General features: G+C 70.1%; 28 protein-coding genes and 3 tRNA genes. 20 read left to right on the top strand and 11 right to left on the bottom strand.

Annotation, left to right across the window (positions count from 1 at the left end; all coding sequences use genetic code 11):
• Nucleotides 1-13: 13 nt before the first annotated feature.
• Nucleotides 14-274: a glutaredoxin family protein gene (locus tag QNI14_RS05350; RefSeq protein WP_283715370.1), complete on the bottom strand. Its 261-nt coding sequence runs from the start codon at nucleotides 272-274 to the stop codon at nucleotides 14-16.
• On the bottom strand, nucleotides 271-1,407 hold the full coding sequence (locus QNI14_RS05345) for a glycosyltransferase (protein WP_283715824.1): 1,137 nt from the start codon (nucleotides 1,405-1,407) through the stop codon (nucleotides 271-273). The genes QNI14_RS05350 and QNI14_RS05345 overlap by 4 nt, the downstream gene beginning before the upstream one ends.
• Before the next feature lie 148 nt (nucleotides 1,408-1,555).
• Here QNI14_RS05345 and QNI14_RS05340 point away from each other — a divergent pair, with 148 nt between their 5' ends.
• Nucleotides 1,556-2,359, top strand: coding sequence for a hypothetical protein (locus QNI14_RS05340; RefSeq protein WP_283715369.1), 804 nt, complete (start codon nucleotides 1,556-1,558; stop codon nucleotides 2,357-2,359).
• A 55-nt stretch (nucleotides 2,360-2,414) separates the two neighbouring features.
• The gene (locus QNI14_RS05335) at nucleotides 2,415-2,957 is read left to right on the top strand and encodes an HdeD family acid-resistance protein (RefSeq protein WP_283715368.1); all 543 of its coding nucleotides are present in this window, start codon (nucleotides 2,415-2,417) and stop codon (nucleotides 2,955-2,957) included.
• A gap of 6 nt (nucleotides 2,958-2,963) precedes the next feature.
• On the opposite strand, the gene QNI14_RS05330 is transcribed toward QNI14_RS05335, so the two are convergent.
• From QNI14_RS05330 to QNI14_RS05315, 4 genes are all read right to left on the bottom strand, one after another.
• Nucleotides 2,964-3,296: a hypothetical protein gene (locus tag QNI14_RS05330; RefSeq protein ID WP_283715367.1), complete on the bottom strand. Its 333-nt coding sequence runs from the start codon at nucleotides 3,294-3,296 to the stop codon at nucleotides 2,964-2,966.
• Nucleotides 3,297-3,382: 86 nt separating this feature from the next.
• Nucleotides 3,383-3,455, bottom strand: a tRNA-Phe gene (locus QNI14_RS05325).
• A 64-nt stretch (nucleotides 3,456-3,519) separates the two neighbouring features.
• Nucleotides 3,520-3,593: transfer RNA gene (locus tag QNI14_RS05320), tRNA-Asp, on the bottom strand.
• Nucleotides 3,594-3,615: 22 nt separating this feature from the next.
• Nucleotides 3,616-3,688: transfer RNA gene (locus QNI14_RS05315), tRNA-Glu, on the bottom strand.
• Between the two features lie 218 nt (nucleotides 3,689-3,906).
• Between QNI14_RS05315 and QNI14_RS05310 the strand changes: the two genes are divergently transcribed.
• On the top strand, nucleotides 3,907-5,331 hold the full coding sequence (locus tag QNI14_RS05310) for a peptidoglycan DD-metalloendopeptidase family protein (protein ID WP_430539241.1): 1,425 nt from the start codon (nucleotides 3,907-3,909) through the stop codon (nucleotides 5,329-5,331).
• A gap of 60 nt (nucleotides 5,332-5,391) precedes the next feature.
• Here the strand turns inward: QNI14_RS05310 and ppa are convergent, their stop codons facing one another.
• Nucleotides 5,392-5,925, bottom strand: a complete 534-nt coding sequence (ppa, locus tag QNI14_RS05305) for an inorganic diphosphatase (protein ID WP_283715366.1) — start codon at nucleotides 5,923-5,925, stop codon at nucleotides 5,392-5,394.
• 90 nt (nucleotides 5,926-6,015) lie between these two features.
• Between ppa and tilS the strand changes: the two genes are divergently transcribed.
• The 13 genes from tilS (at nucleotide 6,016) to lysS (ending at nucleotide 18,042) form a co-directional block, all read left to right on the top strand.
• The gene (tilS, locus tag QNI14_RS05300) at nucleotides 6,016-7,014 is read left to right on the top strand and encodes a tRNA lysidine(34) synthetase TilS (RefSeq protein ID WP_283715365.1); all 999 of its coding nucleotides are present in this window, start codon (nucleotides 6,016-6,018) and stop codon (nucleotides 7,012-7,014) included.
• Nucleotides 7,015-7,023: 9 nt separating this feature from the next.
• Nucleotides 7,024-7,575: a hypoxanthine phosphoribosyltransferase gene (gene hpt / locus QNI14_RS05295; protein ID WP_283715363.1), complete on the top strand. Its 552-nt coding sequence runs from the start codon at nucleotides 7,024-7,026 to the stop codon at nucleotides 7,573-7,575.
• A gap of 109 nt (nucleotides 7,576-7,684) precedes the next feature.
• Nucleotides 7,685-9,694 carry an ATP-dependent zinc metalloprotease FtsH gene (ftsH, locus tag QNI14_RS05290; RefSeq protein WP_283715362.1) on the top strand — a complete coding sequence of 670 codons (2,010 nt, stop codon included), beginning with the start codon at nucleotides 7,685-7,687 and terminating at the stop codon, nucleotides 9,692-9,694.
• Between the two features lie 10 nt (nucleotides 9,695-9,704).
• Complete coding sequence (gene folE / locus QNI14_RS05285; RefSeq protein WP_283715361.1) at nucleotides 9,705-10,295, top strand: GTP cyclohydrolase I; 591 nt, start codon at nucleotides 9,705-9,707, stop codon at nucleotides 10,293-10,295.
• Nucleotides 10,292-11,098: a dihydropteroate synthase gene (gene folP, locus QNI14_RS05280; RefSeq protein WP_283715359.1), complete on the top strand. Its 807-nt coding sequence runs from the start codon at nucleotides 10,292-10,294 to the stop codon at nucleotides 11,096-11,098. The genes folE and folP overlap by 4 nt, the downstream gene beginning before the upstream one ends.
• Entirely contained in the window at nucleotides 11,095-11,463 is a 369-nt protein-coding gene (gene folB / locus QNI14_RS05275; RefSeq protein ID WP_283715357.1) for a dihydroneopterin aldolase, read from the top strand. The genes folP and folB overlap by 4 nt, the downstream gene beginning before the upstream one ends.
• Complete coding sequence (gene folK / locus QNI14_RS05270) at nucleotides 11,460-12,011, top strand: 2-amino-4-hydroxy-6-hydroxymethyldihydropteridine diphosphokinase (protein ID WP_283715356.1); 552 nt, start codon at nucleotides 11,460-11,462, stop codon at nucleotides 12,009-12,011. The genes folB and folK overlap by 4 nt, the downstream gene beginning before the upstream one ends.
• On the top strand, nucleotides 12,008-12,499 hold the full coding sequence (locus QNI14_RS05265) for a DUF3180 domain-containing protein (protein WP_283715355.1): 492 nt from the start codon (nucleotides 12,008-12,010) through the stop codon (nucleotides 12,497-12,499). Before folK ends, QNI14_RS05265 begins: the two co-directional genes overlap by 4 nt.
• Nucleotides 12,444-13,070: a PH domain-containing protein gene (locus QNI14_RS05260; protein ID WP_283715354.1), complete on the top strand. Its 627-nt coding sequence runs from the start codon at nucleotides 12,444-12,446 to the stop codon at nucleotides 13,068-13,070. Before QNI14_RS05265 ends, QNI14_RS05260 begins: the two co-directional genes overlap by 56 nt.
• Complete coding sequence (locus QNI14_RS05255) at nucleotides 13,067-14,842, top strand: PH domain-containing protein (protein ID WP_283715353.1); 1,776 nt, start codon at nucleotides 13,067-13,069, stop codon at nucleotides 14,840-14,842. The genes QNI14_RS05260 and QNI14_RS05255 overlap by 4 nt, the downstream gene beginning before the upstream one ends.
• Nucleotides 14,835-15,512: a DUF2520 domain-containing protein gene (locus QNI14_RS05250; protein ID WP_283715352.1), complete on the top strand. Its 678-nt coding sequence runs from the start codon at nucleotides 14,835-14,837 to the stop codon at nucleotides 15,510-15,512. Before QNI14_RS05255 ends, QNI14_RS05250 begins: the two co-directional genes overlap by 8 nt.
• Entirely contained in the window at nucleotides 15,509-16,246 is a 738-nt protein-coding gene (locus QNI14_RS05245) for a formylglycine-generating enzyme family protein (protein ID WP_283715350.1), read from the top strand. The genes QNI14_RS05250 and QNI14_RS05245 overlap by 4 nt, the downstream gene beginning before the upstream one ends.
• Nucleotides 16,247-16,518: 272 nt before the next feature.
• A complete protein-coding gene (gene lysS, locus QNI14_RS05240; protein ID WP_283715349.1) occupies nucleotides 16,519-18,042 on the top strand; it encodes a lysine--tRNA ligase in 1,524 nt (507 codons plus the stop codon).
• A gap of 14 nt (nucleotides 18,043-18,056) precedes the next feature.
• Here the strand turns inward: lysS and QNI14_RS05235 are convergent, their stop codons facing one another.
• Nucleotides 18,057-19,136: a DUF4192 family protein gene (locus QNI14_RS05235; protein WP_283715348.1), complete on the bottom strand. Its 1,080-nt coding sequence runs from the start codon at nucleotides 19,134-19,136 to the stop codon at nucleotides 18,057-18,059.
• Between the two features lie 159 nt (nucleotides 19,137-19,295).
• Here QNI14_RS05235 and QNI14_RS05230 point away from each other — a divergent pair, with 159 nt between their 5' ends.
• Genes QNI14_RS05230 through QNI14_RS05220 form a run of 3 tightly spaced genes read left to right on the top strand, consistent with a single transcriptional unit; the run spans nucleotide 19,296 to nucleotide 21,719 of the window.
• Nucleotides 19,296-19,466, top strand: coding sequence for a hypothetical protein (locus QNI14_RS05230; RefSeq protein ID WP_283715346.1), 171 nt, complete (start codon nucleotides 19,296-19,298; stop codon nucleotides 19,464-19,466).
• Between the two features lie 38 nt (nucleotides 19,467-19,504).
• Nucleotides 19,505-20,959 carry a cardiolipin synthase gene (cls, locus tag QNI14_RS05225; RefSeq protein WP_283715345.1) on the top strand — a complete coding sequence of 485 codons (1,455 nt, stop codon included), beginning with the start codon at nucleotides 19,505-19,507 and terminating at the stop codon, nucleotides 20,957-20,959.
• 58 nt (nucleotides 20,960-21,017) lie between these two features.
• Entirely contained in the window at nucleotides 21,018-21,719 is a 702-nt protein-coding gene (locus tag QNI14_RS05220; protein WP_283715344.1) for a hypothetical protein, read from the top strand.
• A 9-nt stretch (nucleotides 21,720-21,728) separates the two neighbouring features.
• Here the strand turns inward: QNI14_RS05220 and QNI14_RS05215 are convergent, their stop codons facing one another.
• Genes QNI14_RS05215 through QNI14_RS05205 form a run of 3 tightly spaced genes read right to left on the bottom strand, consistent with a single transcriptional unit; the run spans nucleotide 21,729 to nucleotide 23,360 of the window.
• On the bottom strand, nucleotides 21,729-21,959 hold the full coding sequence (locus QNI14_RS05215; RefSeq protein WP_283715343.1) for a helix-turn-helix domain-containing protein: 231 nt from the start codon (nucleotides 21,957-21,959) through the stop codon (nucleotides 21,729-21,731).
• A complete protein-coding gene (locus QNI14_RS05210; protein ID WP_283715342.1) occupies nucleotides 21,956-22,690 on the bottom strand; it encodes a hypothetical protein in 735 nt (244 codons plus the stop codon). The genes QNI14_RS05215 and QNI14_RS05210 overlap by 4 nt, the downstream gene beginning before the upstream one ends.
• 25 nt (nucleotides 22,691-22,715) lie before the next feature.
• Nucleotides 22,716-23,360, bottom strand: a complete 645-nt coding sequence (locus QNI14_RS05205; RefSeq protein WP_283715341.1) for a hypothetical protein — start codon at nucleotides 23,358-23,360, stop codon at nucleotides 22,716-22,718.
• A gap of 221 nt (nucleotides 23,361-23,581) precedes the next feature.
• Between QNI14_RS05205 and QNI14_RS05200 the strand changes: the two genes are divergently transcribed.
• Complete coding sequence (locus QNI14_RS05200; protein WP_283715340.1) at nucleotides 23,582-26,107, top strand: ATP-dependent Clp protease ATP-binding subunit; 2,526 nt, start codon at nucleotides 23,582-23,584, stop codon at nucleotides 26,105-26,107.
• Nucleotides 26,108-26,148 lie beyond the last annotated feature (41 nt).

Below are 26,148 nucleotides of genomic sequence, written 5' to 3'. Positions count from 1 at the left end.
GGACGGTGTCGGGTCAGATCAGCGAGAGTTCGCGGAGCTTCGCGGCGACGTCGTCGTTGCTGGGCTCGACGTGGTGCGTGGCATCCGGGTACACGACGACCGGGATGTTCGTGCGACCCGAGATCTCACGGGCGACGTCGGCTGCGGCCGGGTCGGCTTCGAGGTCGACGTAGCGGTACTCGATGCCGAGTCCGTCGAGCTGCGCCTTGGTGCGGCGGCAGTCGCGGCACCAGTCGGCGCCGAACATCGTGATCTGGTCGGTCGGGGTCGTCATGGCTCCAGCGTACGCCCGGGTGAGGCGGCTGCGGCCGGTTCGGTGTGGGTCGCGCCCGCGCGCACGCGCTTGGGTGCGTAGACGACGAGCGCGTGGAACATGAAGCGCAGGATGAACGCCGCGATGAGCGTCAGCGCCGCCGCGAGGACGGCGGGGATGTGCGCGCCCTCGACGAGGATCGACAGCACCGGGATGCGGACGATCGCCTCGAGTCCGTTGAAGGTGAACGACTTCGCGAACCTGGCCCACATCCGCCCCGACTCGGAGCGCATGTCGGCGAAGACGAGGTACTCGAGCAGGAAGAAGTTCGTGATGATCGTGATGACGCTCGCGGCGACCGCGGCCGGCACGTAGTCGACGCCGAGGCGGATGAGCCCCCACATGATGACGAGGTTCGCGATCGCGCCGAACCCGCCGACGAGGGCGAACGCCGACATGCGCCCGAACCGCAGCATTGCGAGCTGCGTGAGGAATCGGACGCCCTGCGTGAACGTCGCCTTCGACTCGCCCGCGTAGCGCTGCGCGAAGTCGAAGGGGATCTCCGCGGTGCGCAGCTGCCGGCGGGCGAGGATCTCGAGCAGGATCTTGAAGCCGCGGGGTCGCAGTTCGTCGAGGTCGACTTCGTCGGTGTCGATGAGGAAGAACCCCGTCATGGGGTCGGAGCAGCCGCTGAGTTTGCGAGGGAACATCGCCTTGGTGAGGCCGGTCGACGCGCGCGAGACTGCGGTGCGGGTCGCGTCGGCGAGGCCTTTCGAGGTGCCTCCCGACGCGTAGCGCGACGCGATGACGACGTCGACGTCGCCATGCTCGGCGCGCTCGATGAGTCGGGGGATGTCTTCGGGCGGGTGCTGCAGATCGCCGTCCATCACGAGGCACCACCGCGACGTCGCGGCGCGGAAGCCTTCCACGACGGCGCCGCCGAGCCCTGCGGTCGCGGTCTCGCGGTGGATGAGGCGGACGGGGAACGCCGCGGATGCCGCGGCGGCGGCGATCACGGCGGGGGTGTCGTCGGTCGAGTCGTCGACGAAGACCACTTCGAAGACGCGGCCGTCGAGGGCTGCGCCGACCCGCCGGAGGAGCTCGTCGACGTTCGGACCTTCGTTGAAGGTCGGGACGATGATCGACAGATCCATGGGTGGGCTCGCGGGGTCGACGGGCACGGGTCGCCTCAGCCTACCTGCGCACCCTTTCCGTGGCCTGGGCTGTGCACGACGCGGCACCGAGGGTTCACCCGCCGCTCACGCGGGGGCACCGGCGGACGCCGTCTGGTAGACATCTGGCATGGGGTTCCGGACAGCGGGGGCGGTGTTGCTCGCTGCGACCATCGGCGTGACGCTGCTCGTCGGGTGCGCATCGCCGGCCGCCGAGCCCGCTGCCGCCGAGACCCCCGTCGCGAGCGCCACCCGCACACCGACGCCGTCCCCGACGCCCACGCCGACCCAGGACCCTTCGCCGGTGTTGAGCGAGCAGACCGTGGCCGGCATCGGCTCCGATGACCGGGTCGACCTCGACGAGGCGCCGACGGGGACGCAGTCCGTCATGGTCGACTTCACCTGCGCGGAGGGCGACGCGTTCTCGGTCGAGTACGGCGATTCGATGATGCTCGGGCAGGCGCCGCTGCAGGGTGAGTGCGGTGCGCCGCAGCAGCTCTGGGTGCCGCTGCTGCCGCAGTCGCAGCCGTTCCTCTGGGTGACGGTCGCGGACGGTGTCGAGTGGGAGGCATCCGTCGTCGCGTCCTCCAACCCGTTCGCGCAGGATGCCGCACTCGTGGACGAGTGCGCGGGCTTCGCGGACGTGTTCAGCCAGCTGCAGAACGCCGACGACGGCTACGGGTTCTACGCCGCGTTCGGCTCGTCGGAGTGGTACGAGCGAGTGGATGCCGCCACCGGCGACCTCGCCGCGCTCGTGGCATCCGCTGCATCGGAACTCGAACCCTCGCTGCGCGCCGTGCTCGCCACGCTCGAGGAACGCGACCGGGTGCCCGGCGCCGCGCTCGAGGACGTGTGGGACGAGTTCCGCACGATCACGACGGCGTGCGATCGGAACCAGAGCCCGGTCGAGATCACGGCCGAGTTCGGCGGCTGACGCGGGGTCTCGCCACCGCTACGCTGGCCGCACACACGAGGGGGATGCCATAGCCGTGCAACAGTCCACGATCGTCACCGGAGTCCGCACCGCGCTCGGCATCGCCGGCGTGCTGGCGCTCATCATCGGCATCATGATCCTCGTCTGGCCCGAGAAGACCGCGATGGTCGTGGCGGGGATCATCGCGATCTACGCGATCGTCGCAGGCGCCGTGAACGTGTTGATGGCGACGCTGTCGAAGACGGCGGGCGGCTGGTGGCGGATCGGGCACCTCGTGCTCGGCGCCCTGTTTATCCTGGTCGGCATCGTCGCGCTGTCGAACCTGAGCCTCGCAGCGCAGACTCTCGCGACGTTCCTGGGTGCGCTCGTCGGCATCATGTGGATCATCGAGGGCGTCGTCGCGCTGACCGCGATCGGCGGTGGCCGGTCGCGTTGGTGGACGATCGCCTACGCGGCGCTCAGCATCGTCGCCGGCGTGCTCATCCTCTTCGCCCCGGTGTGGGGTGCGCTCGTGCTGTGGTGGGTGATGGGCATTTCGCTCGTCGTGCTCGGCGTCCTGCAGATCGTGCGGGCGTGGCGCCTGCGCAGCGCCCGCTGAGCGCGTTCACCAGCCGTGGGTGTTGAGCCACTCACGACGTCGGGCCCGCTCGGCGGGTGACTCCGCGGCATCCGAGGTGTCGTGCGCGTCGAGACGGCCGTCGGTGAGCGGGATGAAACGCTGACAGACGGGGCACAGTGCCCGGCCGTGCGGGTACCCGTCGGCGTCGGTCGCCGCGGGGACCGCGGGATCACCGGATGCCGCGCATCGAGGGTGGTCCGCCGCGAGATCGCTCCACATGATCGTGCGGTGCCGATGCAGCCCCGGGTGCCCGAGCGGACGCGTGCAGCGCCGTCCGCCGTTGCGGCTGCGGCAGAACTGCACGGGCTGGTCGGGCATGCGACGAGGCTACGGGGGAAAAGCAAAACCCCCGCCATGTAGAAGCTAGGCGAGGGTTTCTGGAACCGTTGTAACGACGGTTCTTGTGGCTCCGACGGGCGTCGATCCCGTGACCTCACGATTTTCAGTCGTGCGCTCTACCAACTGAGCTACAGAGCCGCATGGCTATCGAAGAGCCATGCCCTAAACGAAAGCCCCTCCGAGAAGGGGCTGTCGCTCGGAGCGACCCTGACGGGACTTGAACCCGCGACCTCCGCCGTGACAGGGCGGCACGCTAACCAACTGCGCTACAGGGCCATGCGTATTGAGTTGTGTGGAGTGACCCCAACGGGATTCGAACCCGTGCTACCGCCGTGAAAGGGCGGCGTCCTAGGCCGCTAAACGATGGGGCCGAGCGACCCCGAGGGGATCACGCTTACCGAGGGTCAAGCATATGCGATCCCTGGCGAATGTGCGAATCGAGGGCGCGTCCGCCGCGGCATCCGATCTCTGATGGGAAAAGATGGCGGCGCGTCGGCGCTCGCGTCCGTGCCGTTGACGCAGTGACCCTGTGACGAATGTGACCAGTGTTGCTACTGTGATCAGCGGATCTCACGAGGGGAATCGCGCCGTGGCCGGAGACGAATCGACCGACGTCGATTGCGGCTGCGCGCCCACGGCCGGCGAACTCCGGACGATGCGCCGCGGGATCTCCCGCCGGAACGCCATCGGACTCGGCGTCCTCGGGGTCGCTGTCGCCGGTGCCGGCTTCGGCATCGCGATCCCCGCGTTCGCTGCGACGTATCCATCGTGGGACGACGTCGAGAAGGCCCGCGCGAACCAGTCCGCGAAGGGCGTTGAGATCGCCCGCATCGAAGGGCTGATCAACTCCCTCGAGGCCGACGTGCAGGCGAAGCAGGCTGAAGCCGAACGGCTCGGCGCCGAGTACCAGCTCGCCCTCATCGCCTACGAAGACGCCGTCGCCCGCGCGGAGGCGCTCCAGGCGCAGGCCGACGCCGAGAAGGCGCGCGCCGATGAGACCGCCGCGAAGCTCGGCGTCCTCGCCGCGCAGCAGTATCGCACCGGCAAGAGCGACGCGACCCTCGAGCTGTTCTTCTCGGACTCCGCCGCCGGCGCTGACGACCTGCTCGGTCGCCTCGGCACGATGGACCGCCTCGTGGCCGCGAACCGCGACGTCTACGCTGACGCTGTCGGCGCGCGCGACAACGCGAAGAGCCTCAGCGACCAGGCCGCAGTCGCCCGCGACGAGCGCGACAAGCGCAAGACCGAAGCCGAGCAGAAGCTCATCGCCGCGCAGGCCGCCGCGCAGGCCGCCGAGGCCGCCCTCGCCGCGCAGAACGAGCACCGGGACGTGCTGCAGGCGCAGCTCGCCGCGCTCCGTGACACGACGGCCACGACGATCGCGGGATACAAAGCCGGCGTCGAGGCTCGGCGGAAGGCGCGTGAAGAGGCTCGCCGGAAGGCGCGCGAAGAGGCTGCTCGGAAAGCCCGCGAAGAAGAGGCACGGCGGATCGCCGAAGAGAAGAAGCGTCGAGAAGAAGAAGCCGCCAACAACGGTGGTTCCTCCGGTGGATCTTCGGGCGGCTCCTCTGGAGGCAGCGGCGGTGAAGTCCAGCCGTCCGGCTGGGTCCGTCCTGCGCACGGCTGGATCAGCTCGTGGTTCGGCGTCCGCGGCAGCGTCTGCGGCAACGGCATCTGCACCACCTCCGGCCACCGCGGCATCGACTTCGCGAGCTCGTGCGGCTCGCCGATCTACGCCGCGGCATCCGGCACCGTCATCTTCGCCGGGTACAGCGGCGACTGGGGCAACTACATCCAGGTCCGGCACAGCGACGGCACCGTCACCGGGTACGCGCACATCATGCCCGGCGGATACAACGTGGGCTACGGCGCCCGCGTCCGCGCCGGCCAGGTCATCGCCTACATCGGCTCCACCGGCGCATCGACCGGCTGCCACCTGCACTTCGAGGTCTACCGCGGCGGCGTGCGCATCGACCCGGCGCCCTTCCTCCGGGCTCGCGGCGTCAGCGTCTGAGTTCCTGAAACGTCGAAGGTCGGATGCCGCGTGGCATCCGACCTTCGTCGTTGATTCGCGTCAGAGCGTGCTGGGCGCTTCGCCCTCACCCTGCGTACGGGTCTCGCCCTCGTGTTCCTCGAAGCGGGTGAACGCCTCGGAGACGAGACGCTCGGCCTCGGCGGCATCCGCCCACTCGTCGACCTTGACCCACTTGCCGGGCTCGAGGTCCTTGTAGTGCTCGAAGAAGTGGTTGATCTCGTTCTTGGTCCAGTCGCTGATGTCGGCGACGTCCTGGATGTGGCCCCAACGGGGGTCCTTCGCGAGCACCGCGACGACTTTGTCGTCGCCGCCGGCCTCGTCGGTCATCTTCAGCACGCCGACGGGGCGGACCTTCGCGATGATGCCGGGGGCGAGGTCCTGGTCGAGCAGCACGAGCACGTCGAGCGGGTCGCCGTCTTCGCCGAGGGTGTTCTCGAAGAAGCCGTAGTTCGCCGGGTAGCCCATCGGCGTGTAGAGGATGCGGTCGAGGAAGACGCGTCCGGTGCCGTGGTCGACCTCGTACTTGATCTTGCTGCCGCGCGGGATCTCGATGACGGCGTCGTACGCGCCCATGCTGTTGCTCCTTATTGAAGGGTCGGATGCCGCGGACCAGCCTACTGTGGCCGCGCGACGCCCACCGGTGCAGGTCGATACGGTGGGCGGGTGCCCTCGTTGAACCCTGCCGTCGCCGAGCTCCGCCGCGCCGTCCGCGCCGCGGTGGCCGACTTCCCGGCCGGCAGCACCGTCGTGGTCGCCCTGTCGGGCGGTGCTGACTCGCTCGCCCTCGCCGCAGCGGTCGCGTTCGAGGCGCCGAAGGCGGGGCTCTGCGCCGCATCGGTGACGGTCGACCACGGACTCCAGCCAGCATCGGACACCGTTGCAGCGGATGCCGCGCGCGCCGCCGCCGGCCTCGGCCTCGACGCCCTCATCGTCCGCGCCGAGGTGCGCCCGGGCGCCGACGGTCCCGAAGCCGCGGCCCGCGAGGCGCGCTACCGCGTGCTCCGCGATGCCGCGCAGGACGCCGGTGCCGCGGCGATCCTGACGGCGCACACGCTCGACGACCAGGCCGAGACCGTGCTCCTGGGTCTCGCCCGCGGCTCGGGCGCGACGAGCCTGCAGGGGATGGCGCCCGTGTCCGACCTCGACGGCGTGCCCCTGCTGCGCCCCTTCCTCGCGGTGCGGCGCACGACGACCGAGGCCGCCTGCGACGCGCAGGGCCTCACGCCGTGGCGCGACCCCCACAACGTCGACCCGGCGTACGCCCGCGTCCGGGTTCGCAGCAGCGTGCTCCCCGTCCTCGAGGCGGAGCTCGGCCCCGGCATCGCCGAGGCCCTCGCCCGCACCGCGGAGCAGCTGCGCGAGGACGCGGACGCCTTCGCCGAGATGATCGACGAGACGATCGAGGACATCGTGGAACCCGCCGAGGCGGGCATCGCGGTCTCGGTGGCCGCCCTCGCCGCGAACCCGCCCGCGCTCCGGCACCGCCTCATCCGCCACGTCGTGGCGAGTGAATTCCACGTTTCGCTCACCCGAACTCAGACGCTCGAGGTCGCGCGGCTGGTCACCGACTGGTCGGGCCAGGGGCCGATCGACCTGCCCGCGTGCCGCGCGCGCCGAGTCGGGCGGATGATCGAGTTCACGGCATCCGAGTCGGGTCTTTAGACTTCTGCAATGCGCGCAGCCGAGATCGCCGACCAGCTGACCGAAGTCCTCGTCACCGAGGAGGAGATCCGCGCGAAGCTCGACGAGCTGGCGCGCCGCGTCGAAGCCGACTACGAGGGCAAGGAACTGCTGCTCGTCGGTGTGCTGAAGGGCGCCGTCATGGTGATGGCCGACTTCGCCCGCGCGCTCAAGCGCGACGTCGAGATGGACTGGATGGCCGTCTCGTCCTACGGCGCCGGCACGAAGTCCAGCGGCGTGGTGCAGATCCGGAAGGACCTCGACACCGACATCTCGGGCAAGCACGTGCTCATCGTCGAAGACATCATCGACTCGGGCCTGACCCTCAGTTGGCTGCTCGAGAACTTCGCGTTGCGCGGCGCTGCGTCGATCGAGGTGCTCGCCCTGCTGCGCAAGCCCGAAGCCGCGAAGGTCGAGATCGACTCGCGCTACGTGGGCTTCGACATCCCGGTCGAGTTCGTCGTCGGCTACGGCCTCGACTTCGCCGAGAAGTACCGGAACCTCCGCGACGTCGCCGTGCTCGCGCCGCACGTCTACTCCTGACCGGCGCTTCGGCCCGCCGCATCCCAGGCCACGAGCGGGTTCGCGGCCCGTACGCCGAGGGCGAATACCCAGACGCGCCATAGCGTCACCGGGGTAGCCTGATCGGACCATGAACGTCAAGAAGCTCTCGCGCAACCCGCTCATCTACGTGTTGCTGGTCGCCGTGCTGCTCATCGTCGGTATGTCGCTCATCTCGAGCCTCACCGGAGCGAAGCAGATCACGACGCAACAGGGCCTTGAGCTCCTCGACGGTGACACCGTGTCGAAGGTCACCGTGACCGACGACAACCAGCGGGTCGACCTCGAGTTGAGCACGGCGTTCGAAGGCGCGAACACCGTGCAGTTCTACTACCTGACGCAGCGTGCCGACGAGATCGTCGCCGCGGTGGATGCCGCAGCCCCGAAAGACGGCTTCAACGACGTCGTGCCGCAGCCCAGCATCTGGGGCGGCGTGCTCTCGCTGATCATCCCGCTGCTGCTGCTCGGCCTCCTGTTCTGGTGGCTCATGTCGAGCGCGCAGGGCGGCGGCAGCAAGGTCATGCAGTTCGGCAAGTCGCGGGCGAAGCTCGTGACGAAGGAGACCCCGACGGTCACCTTCGTCGACGTGGCCGGCTCGGACGAGGCCATCGAAGAGATGCAGGAGATCAAGGACTTCCTGAAGGACCCGGCGAAGTTCCAGGCCGTCGGCGCCCGCATCCCGAAGGGCGTGCTGCTGTACGGCCCTCCCGGAACCGGAAAGACCCTGCTCGCCCGTGCCGTCGCCGGCGAGGCGGGCGTGCCCTTCTACTCGATCTCGGGTTCGGACTTCGTGGAGATGTTCGTCGGCGTCGGCGCGAGCCGCGTGCGCGACCTCTTCAAGGAGGCGAAGGAGAACTCGCCCGCGATCATCTTCATCGACGAGATCGACGCCGTCGGTCGCCACCGCGGCGCCGGCATGGGCGGCGGGCACGACGAGCGCGAGCAGACGCTCAACCAGATGCTCGTCGAGATGGACGGCTTCGACCCGAAGGTCTCGGTCCTCGTCATCGCAGCGACCAACCGCCCCGACATCCTCGACCCGGCGCTGCTGCGCCCGGGCCGTTTCGACCGGCAGATCGGCGTCGACGCTCCCGACCTGAAGGGTCGCCAGAAGATCCTCGAGGTCCACGGCCGCGGCAAGCCGCTGTCCCCCTCGGTCGACCTCGCGGTCATCGCCCGCAAGACCCCCGGCTTCACCGGTGCCGACCTCGCCAACGTCCTGAACGAGGCAGCGCTCCTCACGGCACGCTCGAACGCGCAGCTCATCGACATGCGCGCCCTCGACGAGGCGATCGACCGCGTCATCGCCGGTCCGCAGCGTCGCACCCGCGTGATGAAGGACAAGGAGAAGCTCATCACCGCGTACCACGAGGGCGGTCACGCCCTCGCCGCCGCGGCGATGAACCACACCGACCCGGTCACGAAGGTCACGATCCTGCCCCGCGGCAAGGCGCTCGGCTACACGATGGTGCTGCCGCTCGACGACAAGTATTCGGTCACCCGCAACGAGCTGCAGGACCAGCTCGCCTACGCGATGGGCGGCCGCGTCGCCGAGGAGATCGTCTTCCACGACCCGACCACCGGTGCGTCGAACGACATCGAGAAGGCCACCGGCATCGCCCGCAAGATGGTCACCGAGTACGGCATGACCACCGACGTGGGTCCCGTGAAGCTCGGCTCGTCGTCGGGTGAGGTCTTCATGGGCCGCGACATGGGCCATGGCCGCGACTTCAGCGAGCGCATCGCCGAGCGCGTCGACTCCCAGGTGCGCGGGCTCATCGAGCAGGCGCACAACGAGGCCTACGAGGTCATCAACGCGAACCGCGACATCCTCGACGCGCTGGCGCTCGCGCTGCTCGAGAAGGAGACGCTCGACCACCTCGAGCTCGCCGAGATCTTCAAGGACGTGCAGAAGCTGCCGCCGCGCCCGCAGTGGCTCTCGAGCAGCGAGCGCCCCGTGTCGACGCTGCCGCCCGTCGAGGTGCCGCGCCGCGAAGAGGCGCCGGTCGCCGCGAACGCGGCCGCCGAGCAGCCCGCGGCCGAGACGGCGCCCGCGCGACAGCCCGGTCAGGCCGGGCAGACGCGTCCCGCAACCGCGTAAGGACTGAGTCATGGCGGTCGATCACGAGCGCGTATCGGTGCTGGTGCGCGAATTGCTCGTGGCCATCGGGGAAGACCCCGATCGGCCGGGGCTCCGGGCAACCCCCGAACGCGTCGCAGAGGCGTACGCCGAGTTCTTCGCCGGTGTCGGTGAGGATGCCGCGGCCCCGCTCGCGCACACCATCTCGGTGTCGCGCGGACCGGCGCCCGACACCCTCCCTTCGGGTGCGGTGATGCTCCGCGACATCCGGTTCCGCTCGGTGTGCGAGCACCACCTCCTGCCGTTCGCCGGTCGTGCGCACATCGCGTACCTCCCGGGCGAGCAGGTTGTCGGGCTCGGCGCGCTCCCTCGCGTCATCGACATCCTCGCCGCCCGCCCTCAGGTGCAGGAGCGCCTCGGCGAGCAGATCGCCGACACGCTCGCGGGCTCGCTCGACACCCGCGGCGTGCTCGTCGTGCTCGACGCAGTGCACGAGTGCGTGACGATGCGCGGTGGTCGGCAGAGCGCGGCATCCACCGTCACGATCGCCGCGCGCGGCGAGTTCACCGAACCGGCCGCGCGCGCCGAGGTGATCGCCCTCCTCACCGGCGGTGCCGCGTGACCCTCGTGATGGGGATCGTCAACGTCACGCCCGACTCGTTCAGCGACGGCGGGCGCTACGCCGACCACGACGCGGCGGTGGCGCACGGACTGCGACTGCTGGCGGACGGCGCCGACCTGCTCGACGTGGGCGGCGAGTCGACCCGCCCCGGCGCGGAGCGCGTCGACGCCGCTGAGGAGCAGCGCCGCGTGCTCCCCGTCATCGAACGCCTCGCCGGCGCGGGGGCGACCGTCAGCATCGACACGATGCACGCGTCGACGGCGGTCGCGGCCGTCGCCGCCGGTGCGCGGATCGTCAACGACGTGTCGGGCGGCCTCGCCGACCCCGACATGCTCGCCGCGGTCGCAGGCCTCGACGCCGACGTGGTCCTGCAGCACTGGCGTGGACACTCCGCGGACATGTACGTCACCGCGCAGTACGACGACATCGTCGCCGAGGTCACCGGTGAGCTCGGCCACCGTGTCGAGGCGGCCCGGCAGGCCGGCATCCCGAGCGAACGGATCGTCGTCGACCCCGGCTTCGGCTTCGGCAAGACGCCCGAGCAGAACTGGGAAGTGGTGCGGGGTCTCGCTGCGCTCACGAACGGCCGCCGTGTGCTTGTCGGTACCAGTCGCAAGCGGATGTTGGCGGTCGCGGCATCCCGTGCCGGTATCGAGCTCGACGACGAGGCGGACAACGACCTCGCGACCGCGGTGACGAGCGTGCTCGCCGCGCAGACGGGAGTCTGGGCCGTCCGCGTACACGACGTCGCGGCGACACGACTCGCGCTCGCGGTGCAGGGCGCATGGGAGGGCCCACGATGAGCGACGAGATCACGCTGACCGGCATCCGGGCGTTCGGCTACCACGGGGTCTACGCGCACGAGCGGCGCGAGGGACAGGAATTCATTGCCGACGTCGTTCTCTCGCTGTCGACCCGTGCGGCGGCGGTGAGCGACGACGTGCTCGACACCGTCCACTACGGCGAGCTCGCCGAACAGGTGGCCGCGATCCTCGCCGGCGAACCGGCCAACCTGCTCGAGACGGTCGCCGAGCGCATCGCGCACGCGGCGCTCGCCTGGCCGATCGTGGATGCCGTCGCGGTGACCCTCCACAAGCCGAGCGCACCGATCGAGGTGCCGTTCGGCGACGTCTCGGTGACGATCCGGCGGACGCGGGAGCCGGCGTGAGCCGCCGCCTCACCGAAACGCTGGACGCCGAGCACCGGGCGCCCGGACCGTCGACGCGCGCCGTGATCGCGCTCGGCGCCAACCTCGGCGACCGTGCCGCGACGATGACCGCGGCGCTCGCCGACCTGGAGCGGATGCCGCTCACCGACCTCGTCGCCGCCGCCGAGCCCATCGAGTCGGTCGCGCTCACGCTCGACGGCCCCGACGACGAGGCGCCGCGCTACCTCAACACCGTCGCGATCGTCGACACGCGCCTCGCCCCGAGCGTGCTGCTCGGCTTCCTCCACGCGATCGAGGCGCGGCACGGACGGGAACGACGTGAGCGCTGGGGGAGTCGCACCCTCGACCTCGACCTCATCGCCTACGGCGACGTGCGCAGCGACGACTCCGCGCTGACGCTGCCGCACCCGCGCGCCGCCGAGCGCGACTTCGTGCTCGACCCGTGGTTCACGATCGACCCCGATGCCGTGCTGCCGGGTGTCGGCGCCGTCGCCGAGCTGCGCGCCCGTCTCCACGAGGGGGATGCGGACGAGGAAGGGACGCAGTGAAGCGCACCAGCCCGCTCACCCTCATCGTGTCTGCCGTGATCGCCGGTGGCGTCGGATTCCTCGTCGACCAGCTGCTCACGAGCGCCGGCGCACCGACGTTCACCCCCTCGGTGCTGCTCCCCGTCTTCCTCGTTCTCCTGGGTGTCGCTGTCGTCGCCGTCGCCATCCCGATTCGCCGCGCGATCACCGGTGCGTCCGGCCGCGTCGACCCGTTCCGCGCGCTCCGCATCGCGATGCTCGCGAAGGCGTCGAGCATCGTCGGTGCGCTCGTCACCGGCTTCGCGGGCGGCCTGCTCGTCTTCGCACTGACCCGACCGGTCACTCCGTCGTTAGGCTCGACGGGTGCGGTGATCGCCGCACTCGTGAGCGGCGTCGTCCTCGTGGCGGCCGCCCTGGTCGCGGAACACCTCTGCACGATCCGGAAGGACGACGATGACGAGCAACCCGGACCCGATGAGCCCGGACTCGGCCTCTCCCACCTCGACTGACGCCTCGCAGGCCGTCGCCGACGAGCCCCGGGCCGTCGCCGACAAGCCGCAGAGCGACACGTTCCCGCAGCTCGTGGAGCCGCGGCATCCGAATCGCCTGTCGATCGGCGACAGCGCCTGGCACCAGATCTCGCCGAAGTACGTGTTGAGCCAGGTGCTCGGCTACCTCTTCTGGCTCGCGGTCGTCGCAGCGGCGACGCTCGTGCTCGTCCTCGTGATGGAGCAGGACTGGGCGTGGATTCCCGGCGGCATCGCCTTCGTGGTCTTCCTCCTGCCGATGCTGTTCGTGCCGCGGCAGGCCCGATCTATCGGTTACCAGCTCCGCGAGGACGACCTCGTCTTCCGCCGCGGCATCCTGTGGCAGCGGATGGTCGCGGTTCCGTACGGTCGCCTGCAGCTCGTCGACATCACCCACGGCCCGCTCGACCGCGGTCTCGGCATCGCGCAGCTCAAGCTCGTCACCGCCGCGGCGGCGACCGGGGTCACCATCCCGGGGCTGCCCCAAGCGGACGCCGAGTGGTTGCGCGACGCGCTCATCGAGGTGGCGGAGACCCGGCGGACCGGCCTGTGAGCGATCCGCAGGGCATCGAGCCGAGCACCGCAGCCCCGCCGCAGGATGTCGTCAAGTCCGGCCTCGTCGACGGCGAGTGGCACCGGATGCACCCGCTGTCACCGCTGCTGCGCGGTGGACTGACGCTGCTCGTCATCCTCGGCATCCTCGTCGCGAACCTGCGCGACCGGCTGATCGGAATCTTCCTGCCGCAGGGCTCGGGGTATGACGATGGCAACCCGGTCGACTTCGTCATCGAGAACAACGTCGCCCTCCCGGCGATCGGGATCACGCTGGGTCTGCTCATCGTCATCATCGCGCTGTTCTGGGTGTCGTGGCGGTTCCACACCTTCCGGATCACCGACGACGACGTCGAGGTGCGCAGCGGCGTCCTGTTCCGCACGCACCGCCGCGCGCCGCTCGACCGCGTGCAGGGCGTGAACCTGACCCGTCCCGCGCTCGCGCGGCTCGTCGGGCTCGCGAAGCTCGAGGTCGTCGGCGCCGGCCTCGATTCGAACGTGAAGCTCGAGTACCTCTCCACGTCGAACGCCGAGACCATCCGCGGCGACATCCTCCGCCTCGCCTCGGGGCGTCGCACGGGTGAGCGTCAGCAGGCCGCGGCATCCGCTCCGCAGGGCACCGTCGGGCGCATCTCGGCAGGGCTCGGCGAGATCGTCGACGGCGTGGACGACACCGATTCGGCGCCCGAGTCGATCGTGCGCGTGCCGCTGTCGCGACTGATCCTCGCGAACCTGCTTTCGGGTTCCACGCTCGTCTTCCTCGCGCTGATCGCTGCGGTGATCGTCGGGCTGGTCCTGCAGCCGCAGTGGCTCTTCGCCGCGCTCGGCGCCTCGATCCCCGCCGCGATCGGTTTCGGCACGTACGCGATCCGTCAGTTCGTCCGCACCGTGCGGTACTCGATCGCGCCGACCTCAGCCGGCGTGCGCATCACGTTCGGCCTGCTGACGACCGTGACCGAGACGCTCCCGCCCGGCCGCGTGCACGCCGTCGACATCCGGCAGCCGGTGCTGTGGCGCTTGGGCGGCTGGTGGAAGGTGCGCGTCAATCGCGTCTCGGGTCGCTCGTCGACCGACGCGTCGGCCGCGCAGAACCTCGACGTGCTGCCGATCGGCAGCCGCGACGATGTCGAGCGCGTCGTCCGGTTGCTGTTGCCGACCGTGCCGGTGGATGCCGCGATGCTCGAGGGCGGCATGTTCGGCCCGCGTCAGGGCGACGGCTACACCGTCTCGCCGCGCCGTGCCCGGTGGTTGGGGCCCCTGTCGTACCGCCGGAACGGCTTCCGGCTCCTGCCCGAAGCGCTGCTCATCCGGCGCGGACGGATCTGGCCGAAGCTCGTCCTGCTCCCGCTCGCGCGGCTGCAGTCCGTGCGCATCGACCAGGGCCCGCTCGACCGCCGGCTGGGCCTCGCGAACGTCACCGGCCACACCGTCCTCGGACCCGTCTCCGGCGACGTGAACCACCTCGACCGCGCCGACGCCCTCGCGCTCTGGCAGGCGACGACGGATGCCGCCGTCGTCGCGGCTGCGGCTGTGGACGCCGTGGCGGTCGAGGCCGCGCCTGCGTCGGAGCCTGCGCCTGCGCCTGCGGCATCCGCCTTCGCGCCTGAGACGGTGCCCGCGGCATCCACTCCCGTATCGGATTCGGAGATTTCCACCGGAGTCGGACGAGAACCAGAAATCGATCCGAATCCGGTGACATCCTTCGAATCCGGTGCCGCCGCGGAGCAGATTCCGCCGGTGGGTGCCACCCCGGAGGAGCGCCGCGATGCGTGACGGCCGTCTCGGCGTCGGGGTCATCGGCGGCGGCAGGGTGGGCCCGGTCGTCGCGGCCGCGCTCGCCGGCGCGGGGCACCTGCTCACCGGGATCACCGCCGGGTCGGATGCCGACCGACTCGAGGCCATGCTGCCCGGTGTGCCCACGCTCACCGCCGACGAGGTCGTGCGCCGCAGCGAGCTCGTCGTGATCGCGGTGCCCTCGGACGAGCTCGAGGCGCTCGTCGCAGGCCTCGCCGACCTCGGCGCCTGGCAGGTCGGGCAGCTCGTGCTGCACACCGACGCGGCGCAGGGACTCGCGGTGCTCGCGCCCGCCGCGACGCGGGGCGCGATTCCGCTCGCCATTCACCCCGCGATCGCGTTCACCGGAACGTCGACCGACCTGCGCGCGCTGCAGGGCGCGTACGCCGCGGTGACCGCGCCGGCGGCGGTGCTCCCGATCGCCCAGGCGCTCGCCGTCGAGATGGGGTGCGAGCCCGTCGTCGTCGCCGACCGCGACCGGCCCGCGTACGGCGAGGCGATCGCCACCGCGACCGAGTTCTCGGCGTCGATCGTTCGCCAGGCCTCGGCGCTGCTCGCGACCGCCGGTGTCGACGAGCCGGGCAGGTACCTCTCCGCGCTCGTTCACACGACGGTCGACCGGGCGCTGAGCACGTCGGTCGAGCCGTGAGCGACGTCGAGCTCGCCCGCATCCCGGGCGGCGACGTGACGCTGCACGACGCCCGCCGCTCTACCCGTCGCACGGTGACACTCGAGCCGTTCGAGATGGGCGTCTACCCCGTGACGCAGGAGCAGCTCGGCGAGGTGCTCGGGGTCGCGGCATCCAATCCCCGGCGTCCTGCGGTCGAGGTCAGCTGGCAGCGCGCGGTGCGGTTCTGCAACGCGCTGTCGGAGTGGGAAGGGCTCGACGCGGCGTACACGGTCGACGGCGAAGAAGTTCGCTGGCACGTCGACAGCGACGGGTACCGCCTGCCGACCGAGGCGGAGTGGGAGTTCGCGTGCCGCGCTGGCTCGACCGGTCCGCACTACGGTCCGCTCGCCGACGTCGCCTGGACCGCGGCCGACGGCGTCTCGGCACCGCAGCCGGTCGGCGGCAAGCTGCCGAATCTGCACGGCCTCTTCGACACGCTCGGCAACGTGTGGGAGTGGTGCTGGGACTTCCTCGACCCCGAGCGGTACGACGAGTACCGGGTCTTCCGCGGCGGCGGGTACGCCGACGACGCGTGGAGCGTGCGCGCCGGCGTCCGCCGGGGGAGTGGCCCGCGGACGACGCACGACGACGTCGGCTTCCGCGTCGCGCGCGGCGGCTTCGACGGGATGGATGCCGCGCAGGGCTGGTCGGCCGCTGCCGACGAGGTCGCCGGTGGTCGACCCCTGCCGCCCGGCTGGACGCCCCGCCGCTGACGCCGCACCGCGGCGCGGTCGCCCCCCGCGGCGCGGTCGCCCCCCGCGGCGCGGTCGCCCCTGCGCGGCGCGGTCGCCCCTGCACGGATGCAATGCCGCTGAGGCGACGCGCCGGGGCCGAGCGCCGCCACGGCGGCGTGTCGCCCTAGATCCATTGCATCCGCGCACGCGCATCGCGACGACCGCGCACGCGCATCGCGCGGCATCCGCCCGGAATTCGCCCGGGCACCCGCCGGTAGACTTTGGGGCCTACCCCCGAGGAGCTTTCCCCCATGACCGACGCGCCCGCGCCCGTGCCCGCCGAGACGACCGAAGAGGACGTTATCGAGCAGAAGGCCGTCCGTCTCGCCAAGCGCGAGCGTCTGCTCGCCGAGCGAGCGGATGCCGCGGGCGGTGCCTACCCCGTCGCCGTCCCCGTCACCGACACGATCCCCGCCCTGCGCGAGCGCTACGCGTCGCTCGAGGCGGGCGAAGAGACCGGCGTGACGGCCTCGGTCGCGGGCCGCATCGTCTTCAGCCGCAACACCGGCAAGCTCTGCTTCGCGGCGCTGCAGGCGGGCGACGGCAGCCGCATCCAGGCGATGGTCTCGCTCGCCGAGGTGGGCGACGAGTCGCTGCAGGCGTGGAAGGACCTCGTCGACCTCGGCGACCACGTGTCGGTCACCGGCCAGGTCATCTCGAGCCGCCGCGGCGAGCTGTCGATCATGGTCACCGACTGGGCGATCGCCGCGAAGGCGCTGCTGCCGCTGCCGAACCTGCACTCCGAGCTGAGTGAGGAGAGCCGCGTCCGCTCGCGCTTCCTCGATCTCATCGTGCGCGACACCGCCCGCGAGACTGTCGTCGCCCGTGCGAAGGTCAACGCGTCGCTGCGCCGCACGTTCGAGTCGCACGGCTTCCTCGAGGTCGAGACCCCGATGCTGCAGGTGCAGCACGGTGGCGCCGCGGCCCGACCGTTCACGACGCATTCGAACGCGTTCGACACCGAGCTCTACCTGCGCATCGCGCCCGAGCTGTTCCTCAAGCGCGCCGTCGTCGGCGGCATCGACCGCGTGTTCGAGATCAACCGTAACTTCCGCAACGAGGGCGCCGACTCGACGCACAGCCCCGAGTTCGCGATGCTCGAGGCGTACCAGTCGTACAGCGATTACAACGGCATCGCCGATCTGACGCAGGAGCTCATCCAGCAGGCCGCGGTCGCCGTGTCGGGTTCGACGACGGTCACCTGGGCCGACGGCACCGAGTACGACCTCGGTGGGCAGTGGGACCGCATCTCGATGTACGAGTCCCTTTCGGATGCCGCGGGGCGCGCGATCACTCCCGAGACGCCGGTCGCCGAGCTCGCCGCCTTAGCGGCGGAGGTCGGCGTCGAGGTGCCCGAGAAGATCGCGACGCACGGCAAGTTCGTCGAGGAACTGTGGGAGCACTTCGTGAAGGGCGGCCTCGAGCGGCCGACGTTCGTTATGGACTTCCCCCTCGACACCTCGCCCCTCGTGCGCGAGCACCGCAGTATCGCGGGCGTCGTCGAGAAGTGGGACCTGTACATCCGTGGCTTCGAGCTGGCCACCGGCTACTCCGAGCTCGTCGACCCGGTCATCCAGCGCGAGCGCTTCGTCGAGCAGGCGAAGCTCGCCGCGAAGGGCGACGATGAGGCGATGCGCGTCGACGAGGAGTTCCTCCGCGCGCTCGAGCACGGCATGCCGCCCACCGGCGGCATGGGCATGGGCATCGACCGCCTGCTGATGGCCATCACCGGCCTCGGCATCCGCGAGACGATCCTCTTCCCGCTGGTCAAGTAGCCGTCAGAGAGCAGTCACCGCCGGAACGCCCAGTCGGGCAGATGGGATGCCGCGACGAACGACCGCACGATGTCGGCGAGGCCATGGCGGCTGTCGACGTCGAGCGCGGCATCCGCCAACCGTCCCGCGTGCGTCGATCGGCCGAGCGCCCACGAGAGCCACGCGGCGGTCGCGAGCGGGCCAGGTGTCTGCGCGCGGTCGGCGACGGCGGCGACGTGGCGGACCAGCATGAGCGCCTGCTCGAGCCGCGCCGGGTCGGGTCGACTGCCCTCGCCCCACATGACCTCGGCGAGGTCGGCGGGGTAGTCCTCGCCGTCCTCCCAGCGCCGCTGGGCGTCGAGCGCGCGGTCGCCACCGGCGCGGTCGCTCGACCACTGCACGAGCGCGACGTCGCGAAGCGACGGGCGCATCAGGCACCACAGCAGCACCGCCGCGTGCATCGGGTCGAGGGCGGCGGCGTCCCAGCCCAGCGCGTCCTCGAACAGCGCCGGCAGGTCGTCGAGCGCGCACGCCGCCTCGAGCGCGGCCGGGTCGATGCGGGCCGCGGAATCTCCCACCGAAGGGATGCCGCACAGCACCGTGAGCGCCGCCTCGACCGACGCCGTCGCGGCGGCCACGCCTGCCACGAGCGCCGGCGAAGCCGCCGGGAGGTCGGCGCCCGTGGCCTGGTCGCCCGGCGGCATCCGCTCGTCGAGTTCGGACATCGGACGCACGCCATCCGCTGAAAGGTGCGACCCCCAGCCGTCGCCCGCGACGGTGAGCGCGTCGGTCACCGCCAGCCCGCACGCGTCGGCCGAGCGCCGCAACGCCTCGACGAGGTCGGCCTCTGGGAGTCCTTGCCGAGTGGATGCCACGGTGTACACGACCACGACGACCGCATCGGCCTGCGGGATGCGGCACACCATGCCCATCACGCTCGAGGCGACCGGGTCGAGGTCGACGTCGTCGGGCGGGAGGTCGACGCGCATCGCGCCGAGGCTGCGGCCGCGCGCCATCGGGATGACGACGAGGCTCTGCGTCGGCGTGTAGCCGAGCAGATGGGGGACCAGGGACAGCAGGTGCGCGGCATCCGCCGCTCTCACGATCATCGACATGCGTCGAGCGTGCGGGGGAGCGGGTGGTCGTGGGAGCGTAAGTCCCCGGGCTCGGGAGCGTTGCCGGCTGGCGTCGATTGTGCAGAACGTTGCGGGCCGCCGCGTGGGGAGAATCGCCCGCCGGAGAACCCCCAGACCCCCGGGCGATACGATGGACGCATGGACTATCTGTGGGCGCTGCTGCCGACGGTCGTCGTGCTCGGACTCCTGATCTTCGTACTGCGGAGCATCCTGCGCATGGACCGCAACGAGCGGAAGGCCTACGCGAAGGTCGAAGCCGAGGAGCGCGCCAAGCGCGGACTCGCGCCGCGCGGCGACACATCCGTCTGACCGCCTGACGGCGGGCTGCGAGACGTTCGGGGGACGGTATGGACAGCATCTGGGTCTGGTGGCCGATCCTGGTGCTCGTCGTCGACATCATCGTCCGCGTCGTCGCCGTGATCGTCGTCCCGCGCAACCGTCGCCCCACCGCCGCGATGGCATGGCTCCTCGCGATCTATTTCATCCCCTTCGTGGGCATCTTCCTGTTCCTGCTCATCGGCAATCCGAGGTTGCCGCGCAAGCGCCGGAAGCAGCAGGAGGCCATCAACAACGCGCTCCGCGAGGCGACCGATTCGATCACCTTCGGCACGCTGCGACCGGGCGCTCCGACCTGGTTCACCCAGCTCGTGCAGCTCAACCGCACCCTCGGCGCCATGCCGATCGCGGGCGACAACGGTGCGCACCTCATCTCGGACTACCAGGCGAGCCTCGACGCGATGGCGGCCGCGATCGACGACGCGAAGCGGTACGTCCACGTCGAGTTCTACATCCTCCAGTCGGATGCCTCGACGGACGGCTTCTTCGCCGCACTCGAGCGTGCCGCGGAGCGCGGCGTCACGGTGCGCGTGCTGCTCGACCACTGGGCGAACCGCTGGAAGCCCCGCTACAAGCAGACCCTGAAGCGCCTCGATCGGATGGGCGCGCAGTGGCACCTCATGCTCCCGGTGCAGCCGCTCCGTGGCAAGTATCAGCGACCCGACCTCCGCAACCACCGCAAGCTCCTCGTCATCGACGGCGATCTCGCCTTCCTCGGCTCGCAGAACGTCACCGACTCCAGCTACAACCTGAAGAAGAACATCAAGCGCGGCCTGCACTGGGTTGACCTCATGTCGCGAGTGGACGGCCCGATCGTGGCATCCATCAACGCCGTCTTCTTGTCGGACTGGTTCGGCGAGACGGGTGAGATCCTCGACGCCGACAACGAGTTCGTCAGCGCGCCGGGATCGGGCGACCTCGACTGCCAGATCGTCCCGAGCGGTCCCGGCTTCGAGTATGAGAACAACCTCAAACTGTTCACGAGCCTGATCTTCGCCGCCGAACACAAGATCGTCATGGTCAGCCCGTACTTCGTGCCCGAAGAGGCGCTGCTGCTCGCGATCCAGACGGCGTGCCACCGCGGGGTCGAGGTCGAGCTGTTCGTGTCGGAGGTCGGCGACCAGGCGATGGTCTATCACGCGCAGCGCAGCTACTACGAGCAGCTGCTGAACACCGGCGTGAAGATCTGGATGTACAAGCGGCCGTTCATCCTGCACTCCAAGTCGATGTCGATCGACGACGGTGTCGCCGTCGTCGGGTCGAGCAACATGGACATGCGCTCGTTCGGTCTCAACCTCGAGGTGACGATGCTGGTGCGCGGCGAGGAGTTCGTCGAGCAGCTGCGCGACGTCGAGGACCAGTACCGCAGGATGTCGCGCGAGCTCACGATCGAGGAATGGGAGAAGCGACCGCTCCGCTCGATCGTGCTCGACAACCTCGCACGGTTGACGTCGGCGCTCCAGTGATCTGAGACGGTCCGACGCGTGCCGACACTCTGAGGGTGACCGCGAAAGGAACCTCCCCATGCGACCCCGTCTCACCGCCGCCCTCGGCGGAACGCTCCTGCTCATCGCCGCCCTCACCGGCTGCGCAACTCCCGCCGCCCCCGGCGACGCGCCGTCGTCCGTGCCGGATGGTGGCGCGCCGCCGCTGTCGGACTGGGAAGTGGATGCCGCGTGGCTGAACGGCGGCTCGATGATCGCGCTCGTCACCTACGGCAGCTCGAGCTGCGTCCCGACGCTGGTGGACGCGAAGGCCGACGCGGGGGTGCTCGTCGTGGAGCTCGCCGACGCGAATGCCAACGGGTGCACCGACGACCTCGTGCCGCGACCGCTCGCCGTGCCGGTGCCCTCGGGCATCGACGCGTCCGCCGAGGTCGAGGTGCAGGTGTCGATGGGCGAGGCGTACGCGGATGTCGACCTCGACCCGTACACGGCTGGTCCGGTCGAGGAGTTCACGCCGTCGGCGGGCTGGCTCGACGACGATGCCGTCGCGATCCTCACGTGGGGATCGTCGTCCTGCGTGCCCGTCATCGAGGACGTGAGCGTGCCCTCCGCGGCATCCGTCGTCGTGCGGTTCGCGAAGCCCGACCTCGAGCAGGTGTGCACCATGGACATGGCCCCGCAGCTGACCGTCGCGATGCTCCCCGAGGGCGCTGACGTCGACGACACCGCGACCCTCACCCTCGGCGGCCTCGTCGACGCCGAGCCCCTCCCGATCGGGTAGCGGGGGCGCCTACTCCGCCCGGACGAGGAGATCGCCGACCTCGCAGTCGAGGGCGCGGCAGATCGCGGACAGGGTGGAGTAGCGGATCGCGCGAGCGCGGTCGTTCTTCAGCACCGAGAGGTTGACGACCGAGACCCCGACGATCTCGGAGAGCCGCGTCAGGGTCATGCCGCGTGCAGCGAGCAGCTCATCGAGCCGACAGTGGATGCCGGTGAGCTCGTCGTCCTCGGCCGGACTCACACGAGCCCCTTCACATCGTGTTGCAGGCGGGACCCGTAGCGGAAGATCGCTGCGAGGGCGGCGAGCGCGAGCCCGGCGGCGATCGGCCAGAACGGGATCTCAACGAGGAACGTCGACTGCGGGATCCAGGCCTCGAATGGGCTCTCGATCCCCGGAATGTCCGTCCAGGAGCCGCCCGTGGTCTCGAACGTCTCACTCGAGGCCATGCTGCCGGAAATGCCGCGCAGGATCTCCCGCACGATGCCGCCGCCGGCGACGATCACGGCGGCGACGGATGCCGTGCGCGCGACGACCGGCGCGAACGCGTTGCCGCTTCTCATCGAGCCGCAGGCGACCGCGACGAGGGCGGCGACGGCACCCGAGATCACCCACCCGAGCATCTCGCTGATCGCCCAGGTCACCCGTGCCCCGACGCTCAGCCCGTCGAGCGTGAGCGTCACGGCTTCGAACCCGCCTGCGGCACGCGTCGCAGTGCCGCTGTCGACGACCACGCCCGCGGGCAGCTGCGGCCAGAACTGCTGGATAGGCATCGTGATGCTCACCTGCGGAGTGAGCAGGACGGCGCACAGCGACACGACCGCGCCGATCGCCGACGCTCCCGCCCATACGTAGCCGACGATCTGCGTTGCGCGCACGAGGGCCGTCGGATCGTCGTCCTGACGCGAGCGGCGGGCCGCGAGTGCCAGGGCGGCGATCGTTGCCACCAGAGCGGCGACGAGGAGTCCGCCCACGATGAGAGCCCATCCACTGATCACGTCACACCAGTCCTTCTGTGTCGCGCTGCAGCCGGCCCGCGCGCACCGCGAGAGTCGCCACGAGGAGAAGCAGGACGCCGAAGGCGGCGAGCACCCAGTCGCCGTCGGGCAGCACATCGAACACCGGTGGCGACACCCAATGGGAAGCGGTCGCCCCGTCTGTCGGGTATCCCAGCGCCGCGACGGCGGTCGCGTCGGCGAGGCGCGCAGCCCACGGCACGACGACCGACACCGCGATCGACAGCACGCCCACGGCGGCGACGCCGACTGGGACGGCGCGCGTAAAGGTCCGCCGTGCGCCGGCGCGGACGGCCAGCAGCACGACCAGACCGCAGGCGGCGACGAAGACGACGAACGGCAGCGCCATCGCGACCGCCCTGAGGGTCCGCGGGCCGACGAGCGCCTCGTCGCTCCAGATGACGGCGGTCCCGTACTGCGCCACCGACGGCGCCGCGCTGCCGGTGAGGCCGGCGATCTCGGTTGCGGGTCCCGCATACGGCACCTCGACCGCGAAGGTCGTCGTGACGACATCCGAGACGAACCACGCGGCCACCAGCAGGGCAACCGCAGCCGCGACCGTCGCCGCCGCGATCACCGCGGTGAGCGTCGCACTCTTGGCCCGACGGCCCGTCTTCATCAGCGTCATGGCATCCCCATATCGAAAATCGTTGTTATTGAGAAACGATATGGTCTCGTGTGGGTGCTCGTCAAGATCTCGTCCGCGCGCATGCCGAACCCCGCCGCGCTTCGCATCGGGCACCCCGCACGCGGGCCGGTATGCCCACGGCGAACACGGGCATACCGGCATCCTCTGCTCGTTAGCCTCTACATACGACGCCATCGGTGCGTCAGTAGGAGGAGGGGACGATGTTCGAGAGATTCACAGACCGTGCACGTCGCGTGGTGGTGCTCGCCCAAGAAGAGGCGAAGATGCTGAACCACAACTACATCGGCACGGAGCACATCCTCCTCGGCCTGATCCACGAGGGCGAGGGCGTCGCCGCCAAGGCCCTCGAGTCGCTCGGCATTTCGCTCGACGCCGTGCGCGAGCAGGTCCAGGACATCATCGGCCAGGGCCAGCAGCAGCCGACGGGTCACATCCCGTTCACGCCGCGCGCCAAAAAGGTGCTCGAGCTGTCACTGCGCGAAGCGCTGCAGCTCGGCCACAACTACATCGGCACCGAGCACATCCTCCTCGGCCTCATCCGCGAGGGTGAGGGCGTCGCCGCCCAGGTGCTCGTCAAGCTGGGCGCAGACCTCAACAAGGTGCGCCAGCAGGTCATTCAGCTGCTCAGCGGCTACCAGGGCAAGGAGCCCGCGGGCGTCGCCACGGGAGCCGGCGAGCAGGCGCAGGCCTCCGCGCAGGGCGGTTCGGCGGTGCTCGACCAGTTCGGCCGCAACCTCACGCAGGCCGCGCGCGACAACAAGCTCGATCCCGTCATCGGGCGCGAGAAGGAGATCGAGCGCGTGATGCAGATCCTGTCGCGCCGCTCGAAGAACAACCCCGTCCTCATCGGCGAGCCCGGCGTCGGCAAGACCGCCGTCGTCGAAGGTCTCGCGCAGGCGATCGTCAAGGGCGAGGTGCCCGAGACGCTGAAGGACAAGCAGGTCTACTCGCTCGACCTCGGCTCGCTCATCGCCGGATCCCGCTACCGCGGTGACTTCGAAGAGCGCCTGAAGAAGGTCACGAAGGAGATCCGCACCCGCGGCGACATCGTCGTGTTCATCGACGAGATCCACACCCTCGTGGGTGCCGGTGCCGCCGAGGGCGCGATCGACGCCGCCTCGATCCTCAAGCCGCTCCTCGCCCGCGGCGAGCTGCAGACGATCGGTGCCACGACGCTCGACGAGTACCGCAAGCACTTCGAGAAGGATGCCGCGCTCGAGCGCCGCTTCCAGCCGATCCAGGTCGCCGAGCCGAGCCTGCCCCACGCGATCAACATCCTGAAGGGGCTGCGCGACCGCTACGAGGCGCACCACAAGGTGCAGATCACCGACGGCGCCATCGTCGCCGCGGCGAACCTGTCCGACCGCTACGTCTCTGACCGCTTCCTGCCCGACAAGGCGATCGACCTGATCGATGAGGCCGGCGCTCGCCTGCGCCTGTCGATCCTCTCGAGCCCGCCCGAGCTGCGCGAGTTCGACGAGAAGATCGCCAAGGTCCGCGAGGACAAGGAAGCGGCGAGCGAGGAGCAGGACTTCGAGAAGGCCGCCGCGCTCCGCGACGAAGAGAAGTCACTGCTCGCAGAGCGCCTCCGCCTCGAGAAGCAGTGGCGCTCGGGCGACGTGGCATCCCACGCCATCGTCGACGAGGGTCTGATCGCAGAGGTGCTGGCGCAGGCCACCGGCATCCCCGTGTTCAAGCTCACCGAGGAGGAGACCAGCCGTCTCGTCTTCATGGAGAAGGCGCTGCACCAGCGCGTCATCGGGCAGGAGGAGGCCATCGCGGCGCTCTCCCGCACGATCCGCCGCCAGCGCGCCGGTCTCAAGGACCCGAACCGTCCTTCGGGTTCGTTCATCTTCGCCGGACCCACGGGTGTCGGTAAGACCGAGCTCGCCAAGGCGCTCGCCGAGTTCCTCTTCGACGACGAGGGCGCGCTGATCTCCCTCGACATGTCGGAGTTCGGTGAGAAGCACACGGTCTCGCGGCTGTTCGGTGCACCTCCCGGATTCGTCGGCTTCGAAGAGGGCGGCCAGCTCACCGAGAAGGTGCGTCGCAAGCCGTTCTCGGTCGTGCTGTTCGACGAGATCGAGAAGGCACACCCCGACATCTTCAACTCGCTGCTGCAGATCCTCGAAGAGGGTCGCCTCACCGATGGTCAGGGCCGCGTCGTCGACTTCAAGAACACCGTGATCATCATGACGACGAACCTCGGTTCGTCGGCGATCGCCGGTGGCCCGGTCGGCTTCCAGGTCGAGGGCAACTCGCAGACGACCTACGAGCGGATGAAGGGCAAGGTCGACGAAGAGCTGAAGCGCCACTTCAAGCCCGAGTTCCTCAACCGCGTCGACGACGTCATCGTGTTCCCGCAGCTGAACAAGGACGAGCTGCGCCAGATCGTGACGCTGTTCACGAAGCGACTCAGCGAGCGTCTGCTCGACCGTGACATGACGGTCGCGCTGACGGATGCCGCGAAGGACAAGCTCATCGAGATCGGGTTCGACCCGACGCTCGGTGCCCGCCCGCTGCGTCGCGCGATGCAGCGCGAGGTCGAGGACCAGCTCTCCGAGCGGATTCTGCGAGGTGAGCTGAACGCCGGTGACCACGTGAAGGTCGACGTCGAGGCCGGCAAGTTCGCCTTCGAGACGACCCGCCAGGAAGGCCGCGAAGCGGTCGGCGTGGGCGCCGCAGGCGAGATCACCGCGAGCCCCGACATGATCGCCGGGTCGTAAGCACCTGAACGACAGAGGGCCGGATGCCTGGGCCCACGCTC

Source organism: Microbacterium dauci, from assembly GCF_030065535.1.
Lineage (GTDB): Bacteria > Actinomycetota > Actinomycetes > Actinomycetales > Microbacteriaceae > Microbacterium > Microbacterium dauci.
The sequence above is the reverse complement of the archived record's forward strand: the minus strand, read 5'-3'. Positions and strand labels throughout refer to the sequence as shown.